This window comes from Pseudomonas sp. BNK-30, assembly GCF_047456185.1.
GTDB lineage: Bacteria > Pseudomonadota > Gammaproteobacteria > Pseudomonadales > Pseudomonadaceae > Aquipseudomonas > Aquipseudomonas putida_E.
Window position 1 is genome coordinate 2653654 of sequence record NZ_CP179904.1, and the last position, 25458, is coordinate 2679111.

The following is a 25458-nucleotide window of genomic DNA, read 5'->3' on the forward strand; positions in this document are numbered from 1 at the left end:
GGGCGCGGCGATGCCTGTCCGTGCGTTCCTTCCGTGAACTGTCCGATAGGAGATCGCCCCGCATGCTGTCCCGTTTCGCCACCCTGCTCGCCGGCTTGAGCCTCACCGGCGCTGCCCAGGCCGCCGCCACGCACTACCCGCTGACCGTGGACAACTGCGGCATGCCGCAGACCTTCACCCACGCCCCCGAGCGCGCAGTCACCATCGGCCAGGCCGGCACCGAAATCCTCTACGCGCTGGGGTTGGGCGACAAACTGGCCGGCACATCGCTGTGGTTCAACAACGTCTTGCCCGAATACAAGGCGCAGAACGACAAGGTGCCGCGCCTGGCCGACAACGACCCGAGCTTCGAAGCAGTGGTGGGCAAGCGACCAGAGTTGGTGGCGGTGCAGTTCGAGTGGATGGTCGGCGCCCAGGGCGTGGTCGCGACCCGTGAGCAGTTCAACGAACTGAAGGTCCCCACCTATCTGCTGCCCTCAGACTGCGAAGGCAAGGACAACCTGGTGGGGGCCGATGGCACGCGACTACAGGCGTTTCAGGTCCAGAGCATCTACAAGAGCGTCAGCCAGCTGGCGGAAATCTTCGACGTCCAGGACCGCGGCGCGGCACTGAACAGCGACCTCAAGGCGCGCCTGGACAGCGCCAGGCAACAACTGGCCGGCAAAGACCTGAGCCAGACTTCGGCACTGTTCTGGTTCTCCAGCGCCGACCTCGACATCGACCCCTACGTTGCGGGCCGCCAGGGCGTGGCGGACTTCATGCTGCGCACCCTGGGTGTACGCAACGTGGTCGAGTCCACCGAAGAGTGGCCCACGGTGGGCTGGGAAACCATCGCCAAGGCCAACCCTACGTGGCTGATCATCGCCCGCATGGATCGCCGCCGCTTTCCGGCCGACGACTACCAGAAGAAGCTCGAATTCCTGCGCAGCGACCCGGTAACCCAGCACATGGATGCCGTGAAGAACAACCGCATCATCATCCTCGACGCCGATGCCATGCAGGCCGGTATCCGCCTGTTCCGGGGCCTGCAGACCCTGTCGGCAGCCTTCGCCAGCGGTAAAGCGGCGCCGTGATGAACCGTAAGCTGCCCTGCTGCGCCCTGGCCCTGGTTGCCCTGCTCGGCGCGCTGCTTGCCGGCACCGCCATTGGCGAGACCACCGTGTCACCCAGCGTGGTGTACCAGGTACTGGCCAACCACCTGTGGCAGGCCGGTTACCCGGTCGACCCGATCGACGCCGGTATCGTCTGGAACTACCGCCTGACCCGCACGCTGGTCGCCGCAGCCTGTGGCGCAGGGCTGGCGACCTGTGGGGTGATCCTGCAGGCGCTGCTGCGCAACCCGCTGGCCGAACCCTATTTGCTGGGCCTGTCGGCCGGGGCTTCGACCGGCGCCGTGCTGGTAGGCCTGCTGGGCCTGGGCAGTGTTGCCCTGAGCATGTCGGGCGGCGCCTTTGTCGGCGCCGTCGCGGCCTTCGCCCTGGTCCTGGTGCTGGCCCGCGCAGCCGGCCCGAGCAGCAACAACGCCCAAGTGATCCTGGCAGGGATTGCCGGCTCGCAACTGTTCAACGCCCTGACGGCGTTTCTGATCACCAAATCGGCCACGGCCGAACAGGCTCGCGGCATCCTGTTCTGGCTGCTGGGCAACCTCAGTGGCGTGCGCTGGCCGTCAGTATGGCTGGCGCTGCCGGTGGCGCTGTTCGGGCTGGTGGTGTGCCTGTGGCACCGGCGCACACTGGACGCTTTCACCTTCGGTACCGATTCGGCGGCGTCGCTGGGCATTGCAGTGCGGCGCAGCCAGTTGCTGCTGATCAGTTGCGCGGCGCTGGTGACGGCGGTGATGGTGTCCATCGTCGGCGCCATCGGTTTTGTCGGGCTGGTCATCCCGCATGCCCTGCGCCTGATGCTCGGCCCAGGCCACAGCCGCCTGCTGCCGGCCAGCGCCCTGGGCGGTGCGCTGTTCCTGATCGCTGCGGACATGCTTTCACGCACGCTGATCCCCGGCCAGGTGATTCCAGTGGGCGTGGTCACAGCGCTGATCGGCGCACCTGTGTTTGCGTTGATCCTGGTCAGCCGCAGGGGGCGCGCATGACGGCCATGACACCCCCAAAGGTCGCCCCGCTCGCCTGCCAGGGCTTGGGTTTGCAACTGTCGGGCACCCCCGTGCTGCGCGATATCAACCTGACGATCGCCGCAGGTGAAACCCTTGGTATCGTTGGCCCGAATGGCTCCGGCAAATCCTCCCTGCTCAAACTGCTGGCCGGGCTGCGCACGCCGCATAGCGGCAGCGTGCAATTGCTCGGCGAGCCGCTTGCGCGCCTGCCGCGCAGGCGCATCGCCCAGGCCCTGGCGCTGGTCGAGCAACAGGCCGACACCCTCGACGCCATCAGCGTGTTCGACGCCGTGGCGCTAGGGCGTACCCCTTGGTTGTCCGCCCTGGCGCCGTTTTCCCAGGAGGATCGCGCGGTCGTCGAGCAGGCCCTGGCCGACCTCGATGCCTCGCACCTGCGCACGCGCATCTGGAGCTCGCTGTCCGGTGGCGAACGCCAGCGCGTACACATTGCCCGCGCTCTTGCCCAGCGCCCGCAGGTATTGCTGCTCGATGAGCCGACCAACCACCTCGACATCCAGCACCAGCTGAGCCTATTGCAACAGGTACAGGCGCTGCCGGTAACCACCCTGGTGGCCCTGCACGACCTGAACCAGGCGCTGACCTGCGACCGCGTGGCGGTGCTCGAACACGGCCGTCTGGTGGCCCTCGGCAAGCCGCTGGAGGTACTGACCCCCGAGCGTTTGCTGAGCACCTTCGGCGTACATGCCCACTACCTCACCGACCCCTTCGACGGCGCGCGCATCCTGCGCTTTCGCGCCCCCTGAACCAGGAAGCTCCCGCATGCTGTTGCGCACTACCGTCCTGCTGCTCGCCAACGCTCTGCTACCTCACGCTGCGCTGGCCGACGTGCACGAAGTGAAGATGCTCACCCGCGGCGCGGCCGGTGCCATGGTCTACGAGCCCGACCACCTGCGTATCGCACCGGGTGATACGGTACGTTTCGTGCCGACCCAGAGCGGCCACAACGCGGCCAGCCTGCCCAGGTTGCTGCCGGTAGGCGCCGAGGCTTTCAAGAGCAAGCTGAACCAGCCCTTCGAGCAGACCTTTACGGTGCCAGGGGTGTACGGCGTCCAGTGCATCCCACACCTGGCCATGGGTATGGTGATGCTGATCCAGGTGGGCGATACCGGCTTGACCGAATTGCCAGCGGATTTGCCTGCGCGGGCACGTACGCGCCTGGCAGCCCAACTGCAGCAGTTGGAGGCCGGCCAATGAACCGTTTGCTTCTGGCCCTGCCACTGCTGGGCCTGGCGCCCTTGGCGCTGGCTGAATCCGCACAGTCGCAGAGCAACGGCTTGGTCGAAGACAGCAGCTGGAGCATCCTCAACCGCACGGTCTACGACCAGCGTGACTACAAGCATGGCGGGCGCAACAGTGCCGCCCGCAATGCCTACAAACCCCGCAGTGAACGCAATGGCCTGGCCGAGGAATGGGCCTACGGTTTGATGGGTACATTCCAGTCCGGTTTTACCCAGGGCCTGATCGGTGTTGGCGTCGATGCCCATGCCTACCTTGGCGTACAACTCGACAGCGGTGGAGGTCGAACCGGCAAGGCTCGCCTACTCGGTGTGGACAACGATGGCCACCCTAAAAACGAATACAGCCGCGGCGGTGCCGCTCTGAAGCTTCGCCTGTCCGACACAGTGCTTTCCTATGGTGAGCAGCGAGTGAAAACGCCGGTATTCAGCTCTTCCGACAGCCGTTTGCTACCCGAAACCGCCACCGGTTTTTTCCTCACCAGCAATGAAATCGACAAGGTCAAGCTGGTTGCCGGGCACTTCAACGAAAGCACCGACCGCAATGCTTCAAGCCATGACCAGGGCTTCGTGGTGAACTACTCCAACGCCCGCCAGGGCAACAGCTTCGACCTCGCCGGTGCGGTGTGGAACCCCAGCGCTGCCTTGAGCGCCAGCCTGTACACCTCCCGCTATGAAGACACCTGGAACCAGCACTACCTGGGCAGCACCCTCACCCATGCACTGGATGACCGGCGCAGCCTGAGCCTGGACCTCAACCTGTACCGCACCACCGACACCGGCAAAGCGCTGTCCGGGCGCATCGACAACACCACCTGGAGCCTGGTCTCGCGCTATAGCCAAGGCCCCCATGCTTTCAGCCTGGGCTGGCAGCAGGTGGATGGCAACACGCCGTTCGACTACGTGACCCGCGGTGCAATCTATATTGCCAACGCCGTGCAGATGTCTGACTTCAACGCACCCAACGAAAAGTCCTGGCAAGCGCGCTATGACCTGAACATGGGCGCTTATGGGGTGCCGGGGTTGAACCTGACGGCGCTGTATGTGCGCGGGTTCGATATCGATGGCACGCACGTGGACCCCAACGGCGGGTATGCGTACCTGGGCTATGGCAAGGGTGGCAAACACTGGGAGAGGGACCTTGAGGCGCGGTATGTGGTACAGAGTGGCAAGGCCAAGGGCACGGCGTTTTCACTGAGGCACAATGTGCACCGCGGGGATACGGCGCAGGCGGAACTGGACGGCAACCAGATCCGCCTGGCCGTGGAGTGGCCGTTGTCGGGCGGGCTCTGAGTGGTTTCATCCTCCTTGTGCGCCGGTTTGATGAGGCCCTTGGCGTTGCGGGTATCCACCCTCGTCACTGCAAAGCAGGAAAGTTCCTAAATGACCTGGTACTGCTCCATGTGCGTAGTCCGCCACACCGGGTCATCCTCTACGTTGATCACCGTGAAGCCCTGCCGCTCCCAGAACCGGATCGCCCCTGCCAGAAACGGATGGGTGTGCAGGTACAGACACTCAACGCCTGCCTCGACGGCGTGCTCACGCAAGGCCTGGAACAATGCCGCGGCCAGGCCGTTGCGCCGGTATTCGGGGAGCACGAACAGGCGCACGATTTCGACGACGCGTTTGCCGTGGTAGTCGAGCTGGTGGAAGCGATGGTCATAGGGCAGGTAGCCAATGACTGCGATCAACGTGCCACGATCACGGGCTTCCAGAAAGTGCCCGTCGCCATCCAGGTAAGTCGCCTCGAAATGGGCCAGGTCTTTGGGCAAAGGCGAATGGGCGAGCATGGGGAACAGCTCGCGTCGGGCACTGTCGACGAAGGCAACGACTTCATCGATGGCGTCACGGCCGGGTGATTGCAAGGTCCAGTCGGGCATGGGGTTGAAGCGATGGCCTGGGGAACGTGTTTCTACCCTACAGCATCGGACGGCGCAATGCATGGTCGGCCCGACCTCGCTATAATCCCCGGCCTGAAACGCGCCCAAGGCCAGCCCATGCCCCGCCTCTGCAAGTTGTTGCTGCCCCTGCTGTTCGCCGCTGCCCTCACCGCCTGCGACCAGAAACCGACTCGAGAAGAGCAGATCGTGGCCAGCCTGCCCTTGCAGGAGGCCTATGAGCACAACATCGACCGCATGGCGTTGCTGCTGACCCGCAGCCACCCGCAACTCGACGAAGAAACAATCCGCAGCGTGCTGCGCAAGCACCTCACGGTCGAGGATCAGCGCCAGGACCTGTTCAAGCTCTACAGCGAAAAGAACTTCAGTGACGCCGAGTTCGCCACTATCGTCGAGGTGACTCGGGACCCGGCAAAGGCCAAGGCCTTGGAGCAGACCGAGGACGGCCAGCAACTGAGCGCGAAACTTACCCGGCTGATGCGCGAGACAGCACGCGATGAAAAGGCCCAGGCACTCGCAGCGCAGCGCCTGCAACGGGTGCAGGACGAGCTGGACGCATTGGAAAACGCCGGTTCCTGAACGATTGCGACAGCCCCACATCCCTCCCGTAGCGGTGCAAGCCCATAACGAGTAAGGTTATTTCTTTTGCGTCAGTGAGGTCTGGATTGCCACACGCCAAGCATGGACTGCGCCTGGACTTGCGCACGCTGATCCTCAGCCTTTGCACACTCACAGCCCTGGTGATGCTCTGTGCCAGCTACTTCGCCAGCTACCGGGTGCAGCGCCAGTTGCTGATCGATAACGCCCTGGAGGCCAACCGGGTATATGCGGCGAAGCTGGCGGCAATCACCGAAACCTTCATCGCCACTGCCTTGCAACAGCTGTCATTCAGCGCCAGTGTGCAGGGGCGGCAACTGGCCGACGGCGCTGCGCTGGAAGCAGAAACCACACGGTTGCTGCGCCAGAGCATGGCCTTCAACTCCACCTTCGTGGTCGATGCCGAAGGTATCGTGAGGGCGATTTCACCCGCTGCGCTGCGCCATTACCTTGGCCGCAAGGTACAGACGCCCGGTACTGAAGAGGCATTGCGCGAGCGCCGGCCCCTGGTGTCGACGCCCTACCTGTCGGCGGCCAACAACCTGGTGGTGGCGCTGTCGCAGCCGATCTTCGATGCCAACGGCCGCTACCTGGGCTATGTCGGCGGCAGCCTGTACCTGCGCGAACGCAACATACTCAACAGCCTGCTGGGCGAGCATTTCTACAAGGACGGCTCCTACCTCTATGTGGTCGATCGCAACCGCCGCCTGCTCTATCACCCCAATGCCGAACGGGTAGGCAGCGTGGTCGAAGGCAATACCCTGATCGACCAGCTGACCGAACTGCAGCACGGCACGCGGCAGGTCATCAATAGCCAAGGGGTAGCCATGCTGGCGGGCTTCGCCACAGTGCCCAGTACCGGTTGGGGCGTGGTGGCGCAACAACCGCTGGCGCAAACGGTGGCGCCGTTGAGTCATCTGATTCTCACTGTCATGGGCATCTCGGCCCCCCTGGCACTGGTGGGCAGCCTGCTGCTGTGGTGGCTGGCGTTGACCATCGCCAGGCCACTTTGGCAACTGGCCGCCGGCGCCCGCACCATGGACCGCACCGGCAACGCCGAACGGCTGCACAGGGTACATGCCTGGTACTTCGAGGCTGCGGAACTAAAGCGGGCCATGCTGTTCGGCCTGAACCTCTTGCAAGAGCGCATCGGCCGGCTCAACCGCGATGCCCAGACCGATCCGCTGACCGGCCTGGGCAACCGCCGCAGCCTGGAGTTCAAGCTGTCGCTGCTGGAGGCCGAAGGCCGCGCGTTTTCGGTCATCGTGCTGGATATCGACCACTTCAAACGGATCAACGATGGGCATGGGCATGATGTCGGGGACCAGGTACTACAGCGCCTGGCCGCAATCATGCGCGGCTGTTGCCGTGAAGGTGACCTACTGTGCCGGACCGGTGGGGAGGAGTTCCTGATGCTGCTGCCGGGGGCCGGCCTGGTAGTCGCGACAACGGTGGCGCAGCGACTGCGCGTGATGGTGCAGGACACCGCGATAGAACCGGTAGGCGCTGTGACCATCTCACTGGGGGTGGCGCATTGGCACGCCAAGCAGGATCGCGAGCCGGGTGCAGCGCTCAGCCAGGCGGATAGCGCGTTGTACCGGGCCAAGCGCGGAGGGCGAAATCAGGTGTGCAGCGAAGCTGGCGGGCACTGAAGGAAAGATGTAACAAGTATTGTCATAAAACTGTCGTGTATTGGTCATAGGATTGACCCCAACCTGACATTTCCCTTCTTCATGGATGAGCGTCTCATGCGTCGTGTGGTTTTCAATCAGAAAGGTGGCGTGGGCAAGTCAAGCATCGCCTGCAACCTTGCCGCCGCCAGTGCCGCGGAGGGTTATCGCACGTTGCTGGTCGACCTCGACCCACAGGCCAACGCCACCTACTACCTCACTGGCCTCACCAACGACGCCATCCCCGCCGGCATCGCCGACTTTTTTCGCCAGACGCTGTCGCCCGTCACCGCTGCTGGCAAGAAGCACCGGGTGGCCATCACCGAAACCCGCTACCGCAACCTGCACATGGTGACCGCCAGCCCCGACCTCAGCGACTTGCAGAGCAAGCTTGAGAGCAAGTTCAAGATCAACAAGCTGCGCAAGCTGTTGCTGGAGCTGGACGAGGACTACGAACGGATCTACATCGACACCCCACCTGCGCTCAACTTCTATACCTTCAGCGCCTTGGTGGCGGCTGAGCGCCTGTTGATCCCGTTCGACTGCGACAGCTTCTCGCGCCAGGCGCTGCACAGTGTCATGGCCGAGGTCGAGGAGCTGCGCCTGGACCACAACCCGGCGCTGCAAGTGGAAGGCGTCGTGGTCAACCAGTTCGCCGGCCGCACCGCGTTGCACAAGACGTTGGTTGACCAACTGCGCAGCGAGGGCATGCCCGTGCTGCCGGTGTACTTGAGCAGCTCGATCAAGATGCGAGAGTCGCACCTGGCGTCGGTACCGCTGGTACACTTGGCGCCACGGCACAAACTGGCGATGGAGTTCGTCGACCTGCTCGATGCGCTGGAGCGGGCTGCCTGAGCTGCACCGACCGAGAAAGGCTCAGGCCGATACCACTGAGCCTATGAAATTGGCCAGTTCGGCCGTTTTCGGTGCAGCAAACACCTCACGCGGGTTACCCACTTCATGCACCTTGCCATGGTGCATGAACACCAGTTTATCGCCCACTTCGCGGGCAAAGCGCATTTCATGGGTGACCATGATCAGGGTCATGCCTTCACTGGCCAGCTGGCGCACCACGCCCAACACCTCGTTGACCAGTTCGGGGTCGAGCGCCGAGGTGATCTCGTCGCACAGCAGCACCTTGGGCGACATGGCCAGCGCCCTCGCGATCGCCACCCGCTGTTGCTGGCCACCGGAAAGCCGGTCGGGGTAGGCATCGAACTTTTCCGCCAGGCCCACCCGCGCCAGCATCTGTTCAGCCAGTTTCCGCGCCTGGGCCCTGCTGGCCTTCTTCACCACCTGGGGCGCGAGCATCACGTTCTCGCCCACGCTCAGGTGTGGGAACAGGTTGAACTGCTGGAACACCATGCCCACTTTCTGGCGCAGCGCGCGCAAGTCGGCGCGGCCGGCATCGAGGTATTCACCGTCCACTTCGATCACGCCATCGCTGATCGACTCAAGGCCATTGAGCGTGCGCAACAAGGTACTTTTGCCCGAACCGCTGCGGCCGATGATCGCTACCACCTCGCCCTCTTCGATGCTCAGGTCAACGCCTTTGAGTACATGGTTGTCGCCGTAGTATTTGTGCAGCGCGGACACTCTAAGCAGGGGCATGCAGCCTCCTTTCCAGATAACGGGCGCTCAGCGAGAGCGGGTAACAGAGGATGAAATAGCCCAGCGCAACCAGGCCGTAGACCATGAACGGCTCGAAGGTGGCGTTGGCCAGCATGCCGCCGGTCTTGGTCAACTCGGTGAAACCGATGATCGAGGTGACCGCCGTGCCTTTGACCACCTGCACCGAAAAGCCCACGGTCGGTGCCACGGCAATGCGCAACGCCTGTGGCAGGATCACGTGGCGCAGCTGCTCCATGCGGCTCAGCGCCAGGCTGCCGGACGCTTCCCACTGGCCGTTTGGAATGGACTCGACGCAGCCGCGCCAGATCTCTGCGAGAAACGCACTGGTGAACAGGGTCAGGGCGATGGCAGCCGCCATCCAGGCAGACACATCCAGGCCGAACAAGGCAATGCCGAAAAACACCATGAACAGTTGCATCAGCAATGGCGTGCCCTGAAACAGCTCGATGTAGCCCCGCGCCAGGCCACGCAGCCACGGCCATTGAGAAATGCGTGCGACCAGCACCAGCAGCCCGGCCAGGCCACCGAAGAAGAAGGCCACCAGCGACAACAGCAAGGTCCATTGCAGGCCGATCAGCAGGTTGCGCAGGATGTCCCAGAAGGTGAAGTCCATTCAGCGTCTCCCCATCAGCAGACGTTGCCCAACCCATGCCAGCAACTGGCGCAAGGCGATGGCCATGATCAGGTACAGCACGGTGGTCAGCAGGTAGGTTTCAAATGCACGGAAATTGCGCGACTGGATGAAGTTGGCGGCGAACGACAGCTCCTCGGTGGCGATTTGCGAACACACCGCCGAGCCGAGCATGACGATCACGATCTGGCTCGTCAGTGCCGGCCATACCTTGGCCAGGGCAGGCTGCAACACCACATGGCGAAACGCCTCGAAGCGGCTCATGGCCAAGGCTGCTGCCGCTTCCAGCTGGCCTTTGGGAATGGCCTGGATGCCCGCCCTGATGATCTCGGTGGAGTAGGCACCCAGGTTGATCACCATCGCCAGCACCGCCGCCTGCCACTCGGTCAGGCGAATGCCCAGCGCCGGCAGGCCGAAGAAGATGAAGAACAGCTGGACGATGAAGGGCGTGTTACGGATCAGTTCCACGTACAGGCCAAACAGCATGTCGAAGGGGCGCACACGCCAGGCGCGAACCCCCGCGCCGAGCACGCCGATGGCCACGCCCAGCAAGGTGCCGACCACCGTCAGCTGCAGGGTGAACCAGGCGCCCTTGAGCAACAGGGGGGCCTGGGCCAGCACGGGGGCGAAGTCGAATTCATAGGCCATGGTGGCAAACTCCGGGTACAGCTCAGAGGTCGGCCGGCAGCGGCTGCTTCAGCCATTTTTCGGCATTGCGGTTGAGGCTGCCGTCGGCCTTGGCGGCTTCGAGCGTGGCATTGACTTTGTCCAGCAGCGCCGGCTCGTTCTTGGCCAGGCCCACATAAACCGGCGAGTCCTTGAGCTTGACCTTGACCACCGGCACCTTGGCCGGGTTCTTCTGGGCAATGGCGGCCATTACCACGCTACCGCTGGCGATCAGTTCGACCTGGCCAGAGAGGTAGGCGGCGATGGTCGAGTTGTTGTCTTCAAAGCGCTTGATCACCGCCCCCTTTGGCGCTACGGCGCTCAGTTCCATGTCCTCGATCGAGCCGCGGGTGACGCTGATGGTCTTGCCAGCGACGGCGTCGATGCCCGCGATGTCCACCTCGGCCGGGCCGAATACGGCCAGGTAGAACGGCGCATAGGGCCGGGAGAAATCGATCACTGCCGCACGCTCCGGGTTCTTGCCGAGGCTGGAAATCACCAGGTCGACCTTGCCTGTGGTGAGGAACGGTATGCGGTTGGTGCTGTTTACCGGGGTCAGGGCCAGCTTCACACCCAGCTTGTCTGCCAGCAGTTGTGCAGTGTCGATGTCCAGGCCACGGGGTTTGAGGTCTGGCCCGACCGAGCCGAAAGGCGGGAAGTCCTGGGGCACTGCCACCTTGAGCACGCCACGGGCGCTGATGTCGGCCAGGGCATCAGCCTGGGCGGTTGGCAGCACAAGGGCGCTGCTGCAGAACAGGCTGGCCAGGAACAAGGTGCGGAATGTCTTCATGGTGTGGCCTCGCAGGTAACCAGGGAAAAGAGTGCTGGCTGGCCAGTGCACGGGCCATGCCAACGTCCGTGCTGGCACCGGCTTGACGTGCGCAAGCCCTGAGCTGAACGGTCTTACTGGTCTGAACAGTTGCTTGCCTGCCCGCTTACCCCGCCGCCGTCACGCCCCGCTTTTGTGCAAGGCCGCATTTGCCTGCATCAGCGCGGAGCAATGCTTGCAAGCGCCTGACAATGGCCGTAAAAAGCCAAGGTCATCGCCCTCCGACCGGTCTGAACAGCATGCTCGACACCCTACCCCGCGCCGTCCCCGAACAGGCCCTGCAAGGCATCCGCAAATTGATCGAAGACGGCGGCTATCAGCCCGGCGATGCCCTGCCCTCGCAGCGCGACCTTGCCGAGCAGTTGGGGGTCAGCAGGGCCTCTCTGCGAGAAGCGCTGTCCTCCCTCAGCGCTCTGGGGTTGGTGAGCGTGCAGCCGGGCAAGGGTGTGTTCGTGCAGGCGCCAGCGCCTTCGGCATTTGCCTGGCCGTATGCCGAACAGGTCTCTGCAAGCGACACCTTCCAGCTGCGTTACGCCTTGGAAGGTTTCGCTGCCGGGCAGGCGGCACTGGCACTGACTGCGGACGACATCGATCGCCTGGAAGTCAATGTAGAGGCGATGCATCAGGAATTGCGCGCGGGCCGCTTCGAAGCCGCCGCACGGCTGGATTTCGCCTTTCACCAGCAGTTGCTGCAAGCCTGCGGCAACCACGCCATGCTGCAGGCGATCACCGCCAGCCAGGAGATTTTCCTGGAAAGCCAGAAGCTGCCCTTCATCCGCCCGGAACGGGCGATGGAAACCTGGCAGGAGCACCGCAAGATCCTGCGCGCCCTGGCTCGCCGTTCACAGGCGGCGGCGCAGAAGGCGATGCAGGAGCATATTCGCAACGCGGCTTCGCGTACCGGGGTGGTGTTTTCGGTATAACACCCACTCATTGCCGGGCTGACCGCGGCTTGGCCACGAATGGGCGCACGCGGTCAAAACAGATATCTGGGCGTCGCCCTCGAAGAAGCGCCCTCGCGCCCGCGCCGGTTTACTGCCTGCAACAACAACGACGAAGCGGCCAGACCGCTTCGCTAATCCGCCAGGCTGCCTTTGAAACCGGAGCGTTTCCCTATGTCCGCATCTCACGAGGTATCCCCCGCCACTCTGCGCCGGGTCATCGCCGCCTCGGCCATCGGCAACTTCGTCGAATGGTTCGACTTTGCCGTCTACGGCTTTCTCGCAACGATCATCGCCAGCCAGTTCTTCGCCAGCGGCGATGCCAGCGTGGCCTTGCTGAAGACCTTTGCCGTTTTCGCCGTGGCCTTCGCCTTGCGGCCACTGGGCGGGATCGTGTTCGGGGCGCTGGGTGACCGGCTGGGACGCAAACGCATCCTGTCACTGACCATCCTGCTGATGGCCGGCTCCACCACACTGATCGGCCTGCTGCCGACCTACGCCAGCATCGGCCTTGCCGCCCCCGCGCTACTGACCCTTGCGCGCTGCCTGCAGGGGTTCTCCGCAGGCGGTGAGTATGCAGGTGCCTGTGCGTACCTGATGGAGCACGCACCGCAAAACAAGCGGGCCTTCTATGGCAGCTTCGTGCCCGTGTCGACCTTCTCTGCCTTCGCCTGTGCGGCGGTGATCGCCTACGGCCTTGAGGCAAGCCTGTCGGCCGAAGCGATGGCGGCCTGGGGCTGGCGCATACCGTTCCTGGTGGCGGCGCCGCTGGGCCTGGTGGGCCTTTACCTGCGCTGGCGCATGGAGGAAACCCCGGCATTTCGCGAGGCCATCGCTCAAGGCAAGACCCATGAGCATTCGCCGCTCAAGGACACGTTGCGTAACCACGGCCGGGCCATCCGCAATCTGGGTGCCTTCATCTCGCTTACAGCGTTGTCGTTCTACATGTTCACTACCTACTTCGCCACCTACCTGCAAATGGTCGGCAACCTGACACGCGCCCAGTCGCTGTTGGTGACAACGGTAGCGCTGGTGTTCGCCGCCATCGGTTGTCCGCTGGCCGGCGCGTTCTCGGACCGGGTCGGGCGGCGCAAGACCATTGGTTTCACCTGCCTGTGGGTAATGGTCTGTGTATTCCCGGCTTATTGGCTGGCAAGTTCCGGGTCGGTGACGGCTGCGCTGGTGGGGGTCATCCTGTTGGCGGTAGGCGCACTTTGCAGTGGTGTGGTGACCGCCGCGTTGCTCTCGGAGAGTTTCCCGACCCGTACGCGCTACACCGCATCGGCGATTACCTACAACGTGGCCTATACGCTGTTTGGCGGCACCGCACCGCTGGTGGCGACCTGGCTGATCGGACAGACCGGCAGCAGCCTGGCGCCAGCGTTCTACCTGGTGGTCATCGCGCTGGTGGCGCTGGTGGGTGGGCTGGCGCTGCCAGAAACCTCGCGAATATCGTTGCATGAAGAAACAGCCGGGGATGAAGTGGGTCGCGCGGCCGCCAGCACCGTTTGAGAGTGGGGCTGCATTGCAGCCCTTTCGCAACAAAAGGCGCTTCAAAGGGCATACCCGCGTTGAGAACGCGATACTCCGGGTCCGATAATCGCCCACTTTCCACGATGCGACAGCCAACCCAATTGACGAAACTAACCAGGTGGTACAAACATACGGGCATTCAACAACAACAAAGTGATGCCCGCCATGAAGCCCCTTATCCTCGTGCTCAACGGCCCCAACTTGAACATGCTGGGTACCCGCGAGCCTGCCCAGTACGGCCGTGAAACCCTTGCTGACCTGGCTCAGAGCTGCGCAGACACCGCGCAGGCCCACGGCCTGGAAATCGAATTCCGCCAGACCAATCACGAAGGCGATCTGATCGACTGGATCCACGCTGCCCGTGGTCGCTGCGCCGGTATCGTGATCAACCCCGGTGCCTGGACCCACACCTCGGTGGCCATCCGCGACGCGCTGGTCGCCAGCGAGGTGCCAGTGATCGAAGTGCACCTCTCCAACGTGCACAAGCGCGAGCCGTTCCGCCACCTGTCGTTCGTCTCGTCGATCGCGGTTGGTGTGATCTGCGGCCTGGGCAGCCACGGCTACCGCATGGCTCTGGCGCACTTCGCCGAAATGCTCCAGGAGCAGGCAGCATGACTCAGCCGGCCATCCTTGCCGGCCTGATCGGCCGTGGTATTCAACTGTCGCGCACCCCTGCCCTGCATGAACATGAAGGCGATGCGCAGGACTTACGCTACCTCTACCGCCTGATAGACGCCGACCAGTTGCAACTGGAAGACAGCGCCTTGGCGCAATTGCTCGAAGCGGCCCAGCACACAGGCTTCACCGGGCTCAATATCACCTACCCGTTCAAGCAGGCGATCCTGCCGCTGCTCGACGAGCTGTCCGATGAGGCCAGGGGTATCGGTGCGGTCAACACCGTGGTCCTCAAGGACGGCAAGCGTGTAGGCCATAACACCGACTGCCTGGGCTTCGCCGAGGGCTTGCGCCGCGGCCTGCCCGACGTCGCGCGCCGGCAGGTGGTGCAGATGGGTGCCGGCGGTGCTGGCTCGGCAGTGGCCCATGCATTACTGGGCGAAGGGGTCGAGCGGCTGGTGCTGTTCGAAGTCGATGCAGCGCGTGCCCAGGCGCTGGTCGACAACCTCAACGGCCATTTCGGCGCAGGCAGAGCCATTGTGGGCACGGACCTCGCGGCTGAGATTGCCGAAGCGGACGGGCTGGTCAACACCACGCCGGTCGGCATGGCCAAACTGCCGGGCACACCGCTGCCGGTCGAGCTGCTGCATGCCCGGCTGTGGGTGGCGGAGATCATCTATTTCCCGCTGGAAACCGAGCTGCTGCGCGCCGCACGGGCACTGGGCTGCCGGACCCTGGATGGCAGCAACATGGCTGTGTTCCAGGCGGTGAAAGCGTTCGAACTGTTCAGTGGCCGCCAGGCCAATGCCGAGCGCATGCAGGCACATTTCGCCAGCTTCGGTTGAGCCCGTGCCGTTCCTTTCGCGGGTTTACTCGCGAAAGGAACGGTAAACACCTCAGCCTTTTTCATCCAGCAACGCCTTTATCACCTTCTCCTGCCCGTCGTAGTCACCTTCACCAAAGTGCACATGCCGCACTTGGCCCTGGCGATCGACAAAGTAATGCGCAGGCCAGAACTGATTACCCCAGGCATTCCACACCCGATAATCGTTGTCCGCCGCCACCGGGTAAGCGATCCCCAGGCTGGCCACCTTGCGTTTCAACTGGCTGACATCATGCTCGTAGTCGTACTCCGGCGTGTGCACGCCCACCACCACCAGCCCCTGATCGGCGTACCGCCGGGCCCAGTCGTTGACGTGCGGCAGGCTGCGCTGGCAGTTGATGCAGTCCCACGTCCAGAAGTCCACCAGCACTACCTTGCCCTTTAGCCCCTTGGTATCCAGCGCTGGCGAGTTGATCCACTCACTGGCCCCGGACAGCGATGGCATCGCGCCGTAACTGTCGCGGGCTGCCAGGTGGCCGGCAAGGCCCAGGCCCAAGAGCGCCAAGGCGACGCCGCCCACTTTCAACAACGAGCGGCGCTCAGTTGTCATGGCAACCGCTCGTGGCATAGGTGCGGTACTGCACACTCTGGCGCTGGCCTTGGGAGTTGATGTAATCCATACGGGTGTTGACCAGGCCACAGGCATCGCTTTGATCATCCTTCACCGACAGCACTTTCTGTATATCCAGCCGGTCGCCGTAGCGGTATTGCATGACGCTGGCATCCTCCATCGGCTGCGTGGATGCCTGGGCAGCCAGGGTGCCGAGGCTGAGCACGGCGAACAGGCTGGCGCTGGCGAGGGTTTTCATGTTCATGGCATCTCTCCTGTGGATCTTCTGAGGGTGGGGAGTTGTGTTCCCCGGTGAGAGCCATTTCACGCTCGCCAGGTATCGGGCATGTGTCGCCTGACCCTGCGCCCTGCCTCCTGCTGTATCTGATGCGCCACCAGATACACTGCAATACAAACCTCTGCAGGCAAGCTCATACCTGCTCGGTACACTGCGCCCATTCCCCTTGCACAGGACCCCACCGATGGAACATGTCGATCACATCCTGATCGTCGACGACGACCGCGAAATCCGCGAACTGGTCGGCAATTACCTGAAGAAGAACGGCCTGCGCACCAGCATCGTCGCCGACGGCCGGCAGATGCGCGCCTTCCTCGAAGCCAACAGCGTCGACCTGATCGTCCTCGACATCATGATGCCGGGCGATGACGGCCTGCTGCTGTGCCGCGAACTGCGCGCCGGCAAGCACCGCAATACGCCTGTGCTGATGCTGACCGCGCGCAACGACGAGACCGACCGCATCATCGGCCTGGAGATGGGCGCCGATGACTACCTGACCAAGCCATTCTCAGCCCGTGAACTGCTGGCTCGCATCAATGCCGTGCTGCGCCGCACACGCATGCTGCCGCCCAACCTGACCATCAGCGAAAGCGGCCGCCTGATCCGTTTCGGCCAGTGGCGTCTGGATACCACCGCGCGCCACCTGCTCGACAGCGAAGGCACGCTGGTGGCCCTCAGTGGCGCCGAATACCGCCTGTTGCGCGTGTTCCTCGACCACCCACAACGGGTGCTCAGCCGCGAACAGTTGCTCAACCTGACCCAGGGCCGCGAGGCCGATATCTTCGATCGTTCCATTGACCTGCTGGTCAGCCGCCTGCGCCAGCGCTTGGGCGACGACGCGCGCGAGCCCAGCTGCATCAAGACGGTGCGCAGCGAAGGTTATGTGTTCTCGCTGCCAGTGCAACTGCTCGAGTCGCCATCATGAAGTGGCCGCGCACCCTCGCCTCGCGCCTGGCACTGATCTTCATCACCGGGCTGGTGCTGGCCTACGGGCTGTCGTTCAGCCTGCAGGCCTATGAGCGCTATATCAGCAGCCGCTCGATGATGCTCAGCAATCTGGAACAGGACGTCGCCACTTCGGTGGCCATCCTCGACCGCCTGCCCGCCGCTGAACGCCCGGCCTGGCTGCCCCGCCTGGAGCGGCGCACCTACCGCTATCGGCTTGACGCTGGCGTAACGGGTGCGGCGATGCCAAGCGACGACCCGCCCATGGCCGCCGACTCGATCGTCAAGGCCATCGGTAGCCAGTATCGCCTGACCTTCCAGGAGATACCTGGCCCGAACGCACACTTCCAGGCCCACCTGCGTCTGGCTGACGGCGCCCCGCTGACCATCGATGTCACCCCGGCCCCCGTGCCGATCGCCACTTGGCTGCCGCTGGTGCTGCTCATTCAGCTTGCCGTGCTGCTGTTCTGTACCTGGCTGGCCGTGCGCCTGGCCATCGGCCCGCTGACACGCCTGGTCAAGGCGCTTGACGACCTCGACCCGGACAAGCCCGGCATGTTGCTGGACGAAAGCGGCCCGCGCGAAGTGAAATTCGCCGCCGTCGCCTTCAACGCCTTGCAGGCGCGCATCGCTGCCTACCTCAAGGAACGCATGCAGTTGCTGGCAGCGATTTCCCATGACCTGCAAACCCCGATCACGCGTATGAAACTCCGGGTCGAGGTAATGGACGAGGGAGTCGAGAAGGACAAGTTGTGGCATGACCTGGATGCCATGGAGCACTTGGTCCGCGAAGGCGTAGCCTATGCCCGCAGCATGGATATCAACACCGAGCCGCCCTGCCGCATCAACCTCGACGCGTTCCTCGACAGCGTGGTGTTCGATTACCAGGACAGCGGCGCGCAGGTCGAGCGCCACGGCAGTACCGGCAGTTTGCTGGAAACGCGCCCGCATGCGCTGCGCAGGGTGTTGGTCAACCTGCTGGACAATGCCCTGAAGTTCGCCGGCAAGGCGCAACTGGAGGTCAGCCGTGAGCAGGGACGTATCGTGATACGCGTGCTGGACGAAGGCCCTGGCATCCCCCAGCAAGAGCTCGGCGAAGTGCTCAAACCCTTCTATCGGGTGGAAAGCTCGCGCAACCGCAGTACCGGGGGCACCGGCCTGGGCCTGGCAATCGCCCACCAACTGATGCAGGCCATGGGCGGGCAATTGGTCCTCAGCAATCGCCAGGGCGGAGGCCTGTGCGCACAAATCGAGCTGAAGTGAAACGCTGCCGTCCTTGACGCGGTGCTGCGCGCCGCGCCTGCACGGGTGAAATTGGCCTACACCACCTGTCACTACATTCCGATACACAATACAGCCTGCGCCGACACACTGCAGATACGCCGTACCGCCACACTCCCGGTCACACTTTGACACACCGGGAGCCTCTTCGATGAGAGCCATCGCCCTTCCCTCCGGCTGGAAGCTGTTCACCGTCCTGGCCGGCCTTACTCTGCTCATGACCGCCGTGGTCCTGGCCAGCCACCCGCTCGGTTCCGATGGCCTGCGCAGCGCTATCCGCGCTACCGCACGCAGTTCCTTCGCCCTGTTCCTGATGACGTTCCTGGCCTCGACGCTGGTGGCCTTGCTGCCCGGCCCAAGCAGCCGTCGCGTTTTGCGCGAGCGGCGCTTCCTGGGGCTGGCTTTTGCCTTTTCGCACACCGTGCACGGCCTGCTGATCTACCGCTACGCCCAGCACTTTCCCGAGTTGTTCTGGGCCGGCCGCACCGCTACCTCCAGCCTGCCAGGCAGCATCGGCTACCTGTTCCTGCTGTTGCTGGCCCTTACCTCCTTCAAGCCGAGCATGCGCCTGCTCGGCGGCCGTGCCTGGAAAGCCTTGCACAGCACCGGCATGTGGGTGTTGGCCGGCGTGTTCTGCCTGTCGTTCTACAACCGCATTCCCATGGGTGGCTGGTATCCGCTGGCCTTTGCCCTGATGTTCACCGCCATCGCCCTCAAGCTCACCGCCAAGCTGGCGCTGTACAAGCGTCGTAACGCCACGGCCCTTTCCTGAAGAAGAGAACAGACCATGACCACGCTGACTCGCACCCTGACTCCCCTCGACCGTCTCGCAGATTGGGGCGCTGATTTGCCATTGCGGATGTTTCTGGCCTGGGAGTTCTTCGAATCCGGCCTGGAGAAATTCAACGGCAGCAACTGGTTCGGCGATATACAGGGGAGCTTCCCACTGCCCTTCAGCCTGCTGCCAGCGGAGTTGAACTGGCAACTGTCGATGTGGGCTGAACTGGTCCTGCCGCTGCTACTGCTACTGGGCCTTGGCACACGGCTGGCGGCGGCGGGGCTGGCGGTGGTAACCGTCGTAGCGATCGCAGCGGTGCACTGGCCTGCGCACTGGTCGGACCTGGCAGAATTGGCGAAGGGTTACGCCATCACCGATCTAGGGTTCGGCAACTACAAGCTGCCCCTGATCTACCTGGTTGCACTGCTGCCATTGCTGCTCAAAGGTGCCGGGAAGCTAAGCATTGATCACTGGATCAAACGGCAGATCACGGTCCAGGCCCGAACAGCATGAAATGCAAAGGGCCCGGAGCGTACAGCCCACGAGCCCTTTGCTGTCCTACCAGGGGTGATACGCGTAGCTGACGTCAGTCTTCCAGTGGCTTGGGCGGCGCTGCCGGCTTGGCCGGTTTGGCGGGTTTGCTGTCCTTGGCCTTGGGCTCTGCTGCCGCAGCGACAGGCTCCGGTGCAGTCACGGCCTTTTCGCTGGCCGGCAGCTCATCGACGGCTTTGATGATGGCCTGCGGGTCGATCTTTTCACCTGTTTCGTCATCCTTGAGCATGTGCCGCTCACCGTCTTTACCCACCAGGATGACCTTGGTGCCCTTGCTGGCGCCAAGCTTGAGCTCACGTATCAGCGCCATGGTGGTCTGCTGCTCGAGGTTCTTGTCCTCCCGCTTGCCCATCATGTTGGCGACGCTGTAGATCACCAGGCCACGCTCCTTGAACGCAGCCTGGGTGGCAGGGTCTTTCAAGGCATCGTTCAACCCCCGCAAGGTCGGGTCGGCGGAACTGGGGGCAATGATCACCAATGGTCGTGCCTTGCCCAGTTCCTTGGCCAGCGGAGCGTCGCTGTCGGCGGCGAACAGAGGGCCAGTGACGGCGAGCAGGGTGGCGAGGGTCAGTGACCGGACGAGCATACGCATCTCCTTATTGTCTCGATAAAACAGTGACTACAGATCACGGAGAAAAATCCGACCCGGAGCCTAAACCACTTCGAACATCAGAGGGCCAGGGAAAAGTAACTGGCGGTTTCCAATGGTGACCGATACCAGGATGGCAGCCTTTTCGGAAACGGCCGATACCCAAACTCAGCATAGCCCAAAGCCACTAACGGCAACCTGCGCTCCTTCTCGCTCGCCTGAAGGGGGCGCTTGAGCCGGCACTCAGAACAGCAACAGCTGACGGTCGGTCAACGCCGCAAAGTCATCACCGACAAAGGGCAGGATGGCATCGGCCACAGGCTGTAACTGGCGGCTGAGGTAGTGGTCGTAGTCGATCGGCGACTGCAGGTTTTCCATGGGCTCAGGGCCGGCTGTGGTGATCACGTAACTGATCCAGCCGCCATTCTGATATTGCCGGGCACGCCCCAGGCGGCTGTTGTACTCATCGGCCAGGCGTGCTGCGCGTACATGCGGCGGGACATTGCGCAGGTAGTCGGCCAACGGGCGGCGCAGGCGTTTGCGGTAGATCAGCAGCTCATCCAGCTCACCGGCCAGGGTCTGCTGGACGAACCCGCGTACATAGTCACGGTACGGCTCGCCACGGAAGATTCGCCCATATAACGCCTGCTGGAACTGCCTGGCCAAGGGCGACCAATCGGTGCGCACCGACTCCAGGCCTTTGTACACAATGTCCTCGCTGCCGTCGGCGCGCTGAACCAGGCCGGCGTACCGCTTCTTGCTGCCCTCGTCGGCGCCGCGGATGGTCGGCATCAGAAACCGCCGATAATGGGTCTCGAACTGCAACTCCAGCGCGCTTTCCAGGCCCCAGGTTTCACGCAGGTGCTGCTGCCACCACAGGTTGACCTCGGCCACCAGCGCGTGGCCGGTGCGCGCCGCCGCCTCTTCACCCTGTGCACCCTTGAGCCAGACGAAGGTGGAATCGGTGTCGCCGTAGATAACGTCGTAACCTCGTGCCTCGATCAGCGCGCGGGTCTGGCGCATGATCTGGTGCCCGCGCATCGTGATCGAAGACGCCAGGCGCGGGTCGAAGAAGCGGCAACCGCTTGAGCCGAGCACCCCGTAAAACGCATTCATGATGATCTTGAGTGCCTGCGATAGCGGCGCGTTGCCTTCACGCTTGGCCTCCTCCCTGCCCTGCCAGACCCGTTCGACGATCGCGGGCAGGCAATGCCGGCTGCGCGAGAAACGCCCGCCGCGAAAGCCTTCGACGGAGTGCGTGTCATCCGGCTGGCGCAGGCCTTCGACCAGGCCTACCGGGTCGATCAGGAAAGTACGGATGATCGAGGGGTACAGGCTTTTGTAGTCGAGCACCAGCACCGAGTCATAGAGCCCCGGGCGCGAGTCCATGACAAAACCACCCGGGCTGGCTTCATCCGGGCGACTGCCCAGATTGGGCGCGACGAAGCCCAGCCGATGCATCTGCGGGATATACAGGTGACAGAACGCTGCCACCGAGCCACCGCTGCGGTCTACCGCCAGCCCGGTCACCGATGAGCGCTCCAGCAGAAACTCCAGCAGCCGGGTATGCGCAAAAATACGCGTCACCAGCTCGCAGTCCTTGAGGTTGTAACGCGCCAACGACGGCTTGTCCTCGGCGAACATGCGGTTGATCTCGTCCATGCGCTGGTAAGGCGTGTCGATCGCCTTGCCTTCCCCCAGCAATGCCTGAGCGACGTTTTCCAGGCTGAACGAAGGGAAGCTCCAAGTGGCCGAGCGCAGCGCTTCGATGCCGTCGATCAACAAGCGGCCGGGCGCATCGGCGAACACATGGCTACGGTTGGCGTGGGCGCGCACAGTCATGGGCGCACCGTTACGCCCCAGGTTCAACGGCACCTGAAGCAGCTTGGCGTGCTCATGCAACAGGCGCAGGTCAAATTGCACCAGGTTCCAGCCGATGATCGCATCCGGATCATGCCTGGCCATCCACTGGTTCAGGCAGTCGAGCAGTGCCGCCCGGTCGTTGCAGTAGTGCAGGTCGAAATCCACGGCGTCGGGCTGGCCATTGGCGGGCCCTAGCATGAACACCTGCCGCTGGCCGCAGCCTTCCAGCGCAATGCTGTACAACTCGCCGCGCTCGCTGGTCTCGATGTCCAGCGATACCAGGCGCAGCGGCGGGCGGTAGTGCGCCAAGGGTTTGAGCTGAGCCTCGCAGATGACACCCTGGGCATCAGGCTGGCCGGTAAACTGCACGGCGGCGGTGATGAAGCGCTCCATCAGGTAGCGTTCGGGGGGTCGGATATCAGCTTCGAACACCTCGACGCCGGCACCGCGCAAGCGCTGTTCCAGTTGCATGAGTTGCCGGTGCTGACGGCAATACACGCCCAGCACCGGACGATGTTGGAAATCCTGCAGGCGCAGGGGCCTGATTTCGACACCGGCCTCGCCCGCCAGCAACAGCCGCGCATGCTCGACCTGCGCCTGCAGGATGAACGCCACCGACTCCTGCGGGGCCAGGCGCAACAGCCGCGGCCCCTGGTCGGTGGCCAGCCAGAACTCCACGCAGGTGCCTTGGGGCGTGTCATGCCAATGCCGGGTCAGGACAAAGCCCTGCTGCAACTCCACTGCGTTGTCCTCGGTGCGACGGATAGGTCGGATGCGACGATTCTACCCTTGCGCGGGGGGCCTGTGCGGGCAATCAGCCATACAGGTAGTTGATGTCCTTGTAGGCCAATGGCGGCACCTGCCCCAGCAGAAAATCGCGCAGCTTGTGCATCTGCCGCGCCTTGGGGCTGGACTTGAGCCAGGTCATGTAATACCCGTCTCCGGTCGCCACTGCATGCTTGAACGGGGTGACCAGGCGCCCTGCGGTCAGGTCGGCACTGGCCAGCACCAGGTCGACCACGGAAATCCCCAAGCCCTGCTGGGCCGCAGAAATGCCCTGATCGAGGGTGTCGAACACCTGGCCCTGATCGATGCTGATGTCCAGGGCATCCATGCGCGCCAGCCAGCGCCGCCAGTCGCGCCGATCCGACGAAGGATGCAGCAGTTCACACTGGCGCAGGTCACCCAGTGCCGGCTGCTCATGCGCCATGTAGTCCGGGTGGCACACCGGAATCAGCCATTCGTCGAACAGCTTGAAACTCTCGATGTCGGCGGCAAACCGGCCGTTGGACAAGAGGAAGGCGCAATCGTAGGGCTCGGAGTAAAAGTCCACCGTGTCGATGTCCATCCAGACGCTCGACAATTGCACGCTGCAGCTGTCATCGACTTTCTTGAAGGCATCCAGCGCCCGCAACAACCAGCGAACTGTCAGCGTCGAGGGCGCCTTCAAGCGCAGGCCGTAGCGGTCCTGGCGCAGCAGTGCACAGGCGTTTTCGATGATCTTGAAGCCGACCTTGAGCTCCTGGGCCAGCAGGCGCCCATGTTCGGTGAGGCTCAACTTGGGCCCACGTCGCTCGAACAGGTCGCAGCCGAACAGGCCCTCGAGGGTCTTGATGTGGTGGCTGACGGCGCCTTGGGTCAGTGCCAGCTCTTCGGCCGCACGGGTGAACGACCCGTAACGTGAGGCGACCTCGAAGGCACGCAGAGCGTGCAACGCCTGGATCCGTTCCGACATGATTCCCCCGAAGCATGAGTGAGACTAATAGTAGGTCATAGTACCACGCGTTTTACAACGTAAGGTACGCCTCAGAAAATGCAGGTAAACAACCAAGATAAGCCAATAACCTGCCTGCATGTGTCTTGAACTTTCTGCTAATTCACGCCTGGGGAAATCATGTTTACGGGTTATGGAAACTGCTATCGCCTGGATGCGCTAGAGCTGGCCGCTGAACATGTCCGGAACACGCATCACTGGACGCACAAAACCATACAGCATTTTCGCAACATCCTCGCAAACCCTGACTTTCCGTGCCTGTTCGGGCGCAAGGCGGTGGCCGGTGAATCCTGCCACATCCTTTTCGCCCGCGCCGAACAGCTCGCCGATGACATCGCACAAGGCTTGGCCGAATACGTGCGCACCATAGCAACGGTGCCGGTCAAGCAACGCATTGGCAGCCCACTGGTGGTGTTCCTCGAAACGGCCGCCGACAGCAGCCTGGCCGAACAGCAGGCGCTGGCCTGGAAGGTGCTGCGCGGCGTCCATGCCCGTGACCCGCACCCATGGCCGCAAGCGATCCCGGCCGACCCACACGACAGTGGCTGGTCGTTCTGCTACGCCGGCATGGCACTGTTCATCAACATGAACTTTCCCGGCCACCATCAAATGAAAAGTCGCAACCTGGGCAATCACATCACCTTCGTCATCAACCCGCGGGAAAACTTCGACGAAGTGGCCAATGCCGGCACCGAGAGCGGCAAGCGCATCCGTGCACGCATCCGCGAACGCGTGCAGCACTACAACGACGGCGTGATGCCCGACAGCCTGGGCTTCTTCGGCCAGGCCGACAACTTCGAATGGAAGCAATACCAACTGCAGGAAGCAGGCTCGCTCAACCCGTCGCGCTGCCCCTTTCATGCCCACGTCCACGCAACAACCGACACCCAGATCGAGAACTGACCGTGAATACCGCACTGACCGCTACCTACGCCCTGACCGTACTGCTGCTGATCGCCACACCAGGCCCGGTGGTGGCATTGATCGTCAACACCGCCGCAGCCTCTGGCTCGCGCAAGGCCATGTTCACCGCCGTGGGCACCAACTGGGCTTCCCTGGTACTGATCGGCGCCGCGGCCTGGGTCATCCTCACCAGTGCAGCCATCGACAAGGCCTGGCTCAGCGGCATGAGCCTGCTCGGCTGCCTGTTCATCGGCTACATCGCCGTAGGCACCCTGCGCGAATGCCTGCAGGCGCCTGCCTGCGAGACGCTGGCGCAAACGCCCAAAGCCGGGCGTGGCGGTTTGTGGCAAGGCTTCATGGTCGGTATTTCCAACCCCAAGGACATCATCTTCTTCATCGCCTTCTTCCCACAGTTCATCCAGATCACCGAATCGTTCGGCAAAAGCATGATGGTGCTGTCCCTGCTGTGGGTAGCCATCGACTTCGCCGTGCTCAGCCTTTACATCTTTGCCATCGGCAAGATCGCCTCGCAGCGTAGCAACCGGATGATTTCGCTGGCCTCGGGGGTTGCCCTGTTGCTGATCGCCGTCGGCGGCCTGGCCTACAACATCAAAGAGCTGGCGGGCTGACGCCTCGGTGCGAGACGCCACGCCGGACAACAAGG

Annotated in this window: 28 protein-coding genes; 18 read left to right on the forward strand and 10 right to left on the reverse strand. The window is 63.3% G+C overall.

All coding sequences use genetic code 11. The annotated features are described in order from the left end of the window. Positions 1–62 precede the first annotated feature (62 nt). Genes ACMGGN_RS12450 through ACMGGN_RS12470 form a run of 5 tightly spaced genes read left to right on the forward strand, consistent with a single transcriptional unit; the run spans position 63 to position 4659 of the window. The gene (locus ACMGGN_RS12450) at positions 63–1073 is read left to right on the forward strand and encodes an ABC transporter substrate-binding protein (protein ID WP_115275268.1); all 1011 of its coding nucleotides are present in this window, start codon (positions 63–65) and stop codon (positions 1071–1073) included. Beyond that, the gene (locus ACMGGN_RS12455; protein WP_119688669.1) at positions 1073–2089 is read left to right on the forward strand and encodes a FecCD family ABC transporter permease; all 1017 of its coding nucleotides are present in this window, start codon (positions 1073–1075) and stop codon (positions 2087–2089) included. Before ACMGGN_RS12450 ends, ACMGGN_RS12455 begins: the two co-directional genes overlap by 1 nt. Next, positions 2086–2874, forward strand: coding sequence for an ABC transporter ATP-binding protein (locus ACMGGN_RS12460; protein WP_119688668.1), 789 nt, complete (start codon positions 2086–2088; stop codon positions 2872–2874). The genes ACMGGN_RS12455 and ACMGGN_RS12460 overlap by 4 nt, the downstream gene beginning before the upstream one ends. Before the next feature lie 16 nt (positions 2875–2890). Then, positions 2891–3325: a pseudoazurin gene (locus ACMGGN_RS12465; protein WP_115275271.1), complete on the forward strand. Its 435-nt coding sequence runs from the start codon at positions 2891–2893 to the stop codon at positions 3323–3325. Beyond that, positions 3322–4659, forward strand: a complete 1338-nt coding sequence (locus ACMGGN_RS12470; RefSeq protein WP_115275272.1) for an OprD family porin — start codon at positions 3322–3324, stop codon at positions 4657–4659. The genes ACMGGN_RS12465 and ACMGGN_RS12470 overlap by 4 nt, the downstream gene beginning before the upstream one ends. Before the next feature lie 86 nt (positions 4660–4745). On the opposite strand, the gene ACMGGN_RS12475 is transcribed toward ACMGGN_RS12470, so the two are convergent. Beyond that, complete coding sequence (locus tag ACMGGN_RS12475; protein ID WP_115275273.1) at positions 4746–5246, reverse strand: GNAT family N-acetyltransferase; 501 nt, start codon at positions 5244–5246, stop codon at positions 4746–4748. A gap of 117 nt (positions 5247–5363) precedes the next feature. Between ACMGGN_RS12475 and ACMGGN_RS12480 the strand changes: the two genes are divergently transcribed. From ACMGGN_RS12480 to ACMGGN_RS12490, 3 genes are all read left to right on the forward strand, one after another. Beyond that, complete coding sequence (locus tag ACMGGN_RS12480; RefSeq protein WP_115275274.1) at positions 5364–5843, forward strand: hypothetical protein; 480 nt, start codon at positions 5364–5366, stop codon at positions 5841–5843. An 86-nt stretch (positions 5844–5929) separates the two neighbouring features. Further along, positions 5930–7513 carry a sensor domain-containing diguanylate cyclase gene (locus ACMGGN_RS12485; RefSeq protein WP_046787210.1) on the forward strand — a complete coding sequence of 528 codons (1584 nt, stop codon included), beginning with the start codon at positions 5930–5932 and terminating at the stop codon, positions 7511–7513. A gap of 96 nt (positions 7514–7609) precedes the next feature. Beyond that, complete coding sequence (locus ACMGGN_RS12490) at positions 7610–8386, forward strand: ParA family protein (protein WP_414156812.1); 777 nt, start codon at positions 7610–7612, stop codon at positions 8384–8386. A gap of 21 nt (positions 8387–8407) precedes the next feature. Here the strand turns inward: ACMGGN_RS12490 and ACMGGN_RS12495 are convergent, their stop codons facing one another. Genes ACMGGN_RS12495 through ACMGGN_RS12510 form a run of 4 tightly spaced genes read right to left on the reverse strand, consistent with a single transcriptional unit; the run spans position 8408 to position 11250 of the window. Further along, entirely contained in the window at positions 8408–9142 is a 735-nt protein-coding gene (locus tag ACMGGN_RS12495) for an amino acid ABC transporter ATP-binding protein (protein WP_414156813.1), read from the reverse strand. Continuing rightward, entirely contained in the window at positions 9129–9776 is a 648-nt protein-coding gene (locus ACMGGN_RS12500; RefSeq protein ID WP_046787213.1) for an amino acid ABC transporter permease, read from the reverse strand. Before ACMGGN_RS12500 ends, ACMGGN_RS12495 begins: the two co-directional genes overlap by 14 nt. Continuing rightward, positions 9777–10442, reverse strand: a complete 666-nt coding sequence (locus ACMGGN_RS12505) for an amino acid ABC transporter permease (protein WP_039604080.1) — start codon at positions 10440–10442, stop codon at positions 9777–9779. Between the two features lie 22 nt (positions 10443–10464). Next, the gene (locus ACMGGN_RS12510) at positions 10465–11250 is read right to left on the reverse strand and encodes a transporter substrate-binding domain-containing protein (protein ID WP_046787215.1); all 786 of its coding nucleotides are present in this window, start codon (positions 11248–11250) and stop codon (positions 10465–10467) included. Positions 11251–11528: 278 nt separating this feature from the next. On the opposite strand from ACMGGN_RS12510, the gene ACMGGN_RS12515 reads away from it, so the two are divergent. The 4 genes from ACMGGN_RS12515 to ACMGGN_RS12530 all read left to right on the forward strand — a co-directional run bounded on the left by ACMGGN_RS12515 (position 11529) and on the right by ACMGGN_RS12530 (position 15223). After that, positions 11529–12212 (forward strand): FadR/GntR family transcriptional regulator, encoded by a 684-nt coding sequence (locus tag ACMGGN_RS12515; protein WP_414156814.1) that lies wholly within the window; start codon positions 11529–11531, stop codon positions 12210–12212. Between the two features lie 192 nt (positions 12213–12404). Continuing rightward, the gene (locus ACMGGN_RS12520; RefSeq protein ID WP_115275278.1) at positions 12405–13742 is read left to right on the forward strand and encodes an MFS transporter; all 1338 of its coding nucleotides are present in this window, start codon (positions 12405–12407) and stop codon (positions 13740–13742) included. Between the two features lie 186 nt (positions 13743–13928). Continuing rightward, entirely contained in the window at positions 13929–14378 is a 450-nt protein-coding gene (gene aroQ / locus ACMGGN_RS12525) for a type II 3-dehydroquinate dehydratase (protein ID WP_115275279.1), read from the forward strand. Then, positions 14375–15223 carry a shikimate dehydrogenase gene (locus ACMGGN_RS12530; RefSeq protein ID WP_115275280.1) on the forward strand — a complete coding sequence of 283 codons (849 nt, stop codon included), beginning with the start codon at positions 14375–14377 and terminating at the stop codon, positions 15221–15223. Before aroQ ends, ACMGGN_RS12530 begins: the two co-directional genes overlap by 4 nt. A 51-nt stretch (positions 15224–15274) precedes the next feature. Here the strand turns inward: ACMGGN_RS12530 and ACMGGN_RS12535 are convergent, their stop codons facing one another. Beyond that, on the reverse strand, positions 15275–15811 hold the full coding sequence (locus ACMGGN_RS12535) for a thioredoxin family protein (protein WP_115275281.1): 537 nt from the start codon (positions 15809–15811) through the stop codon (positions 15275–15277). Next, a complete protein-coding gene (locus ACMGGN_RS12540; protein WP_115275282.1) occupies positions 15801–16076 on the reverse strand; it encodes a DUF2790 domain-containing protein in 276 nt (91 codons plus the stop codon). Before ACMGGN_RS12540 ends, ACMGGN_RS12535 begins: the two co-directional genes overlap by 11 nt. Before the next feature lie 217 nt (positions 16077–16293). Here ACMGGN_RS12540 and ACMGGN_RS12545 point away from each other — a divergent pair, with 217 nt between their 5' ends. The 4 genes from ACMGGN_RS12545 (at position 16294) to ACMGGN_RS12560 (ending at position 19626) form a co-directional block, all read left to right on the forward strand. Continuing rightward, on the forward strand, positions 16294–17034 hold the full coding sequence (locus ACMGGN_RS12545) for a response regulator (protein ID WP_039603377.1): 741 nt from the start codon (positions 16294–16296) through the stop codon (positions 17032–17034). Next, a complete protein-coding gene (locus tag ACMGGN_RS12550; protein WP_046787221.1) occupies positions 17031–18317 on the forward strand; it encodes a sensor histidine kinase in 1287 nt (428 codons plus the stop codon). The genes ACMGGN_RS12545 and ACMGGN_RS12550 overlap by 4 nt, the downstream gene beginning before the upstream one ends. 169 nt (positions 18318–18486) lie before the next feature. Further along, positions 18487–19107 (forward strand): ferric reductase-like transmembrane domain-containing protein, encoded by a 621-nt coding sequence (locus ACMGGN_RS12555; protein ID WP_251962221.1) that lies wholly within the window; start codon positions 18487–18489, stop codon positions 19105–19107. Between the two features lie 15 nt (positions 19108–19122). Further along, positions 19123–19626 (forward strand): DoxX family protein, encoded by a 504-nt coding sequence (locus ACMGGN_RS12560; protein ID WP_414156815.1) that lies wholly within the window; start codon positions 19123–19125, stop codon positions 19624–19626. Between the two features lie 73 nt (positions 19627–19699). On the opposite strand, the gene ACMGGN_RS12565 is transcribed toward ACMGGN_RS12560, so the two are convergent. The 3 genes from ACMGGN_RS12565 to ACMGGN_RS12575 all read right to left on the reverse strand — a co-directional run bounded on the left by ACMGGN_RS12565 (position 19700) and on the right by ACMGGN_RS12575 (position 23852). Then, positions 19700–20251: a DUF4174 domain-containing protein gene (locus ACMGGN_RS12565; RefSeq protein ID WP_115275285.1), complete on the reverse strand. Its 552-nt coding sequence runs from the start codon at positions 20249–20251 to the stop codon at positions 19700–19702. 246 nt (positions 20252–20497) lie between these two features. Then, positions 20498–22858, reverse strand: a complete 2361-nt coding sequence (locus ACMGGN_RS12570; RefSeq protein ID WP_115275286.1) for a DNA polymerase II — start codon at positions 22856–22858, stop codon at positions 20498–20500. Positions 22859–22931: 73 nt separating this feature from the next. Continuing rightward, positions 22932–23852, reverse strand: coding sequence for a LysR substrate-binding domain-containing protein (locus ACMGGN_RS12575; RefSeq protein WP_046787225.1), 921 nt, complete (start codon positions 23850–23852; stop codon positions 22932–22934). 159 nt (positions 23853–24011) lie between these two features. On the opposite strand from ACMGGN_RS12575, the gene ACMGGN_RS12580 reads away from it, so the two are divergent. Both ACMGGN_RS12580 and ACMGGN_RS12585 read left to right on the forward strand, forming a co-directional pair. Then, positions 24012–24794: a YqcI/YcgG family protein gene (locus ACMGGN_RS12580; RefSeq protein WP_115275287.1), complete on the forward strand. Its 783-nt coding sequence runs from the start codon at positions 24012–24014 to the stop codon at positions 24792–24794. A gap of 2 nt (positions 24795–24796) precedes the next feature. Then, positions 24797–25423: a LysE family translocator gene (locus tag ACMGGN_RS12585; protein WP_039604614.1), complete on the forward strand. Its 627-nt coding sequence runs from the start codon at positions 24797–24799 to the stop codon at positions 25421–25423. Positions 25424–25458: the final 35 nt, after the last annotated feature.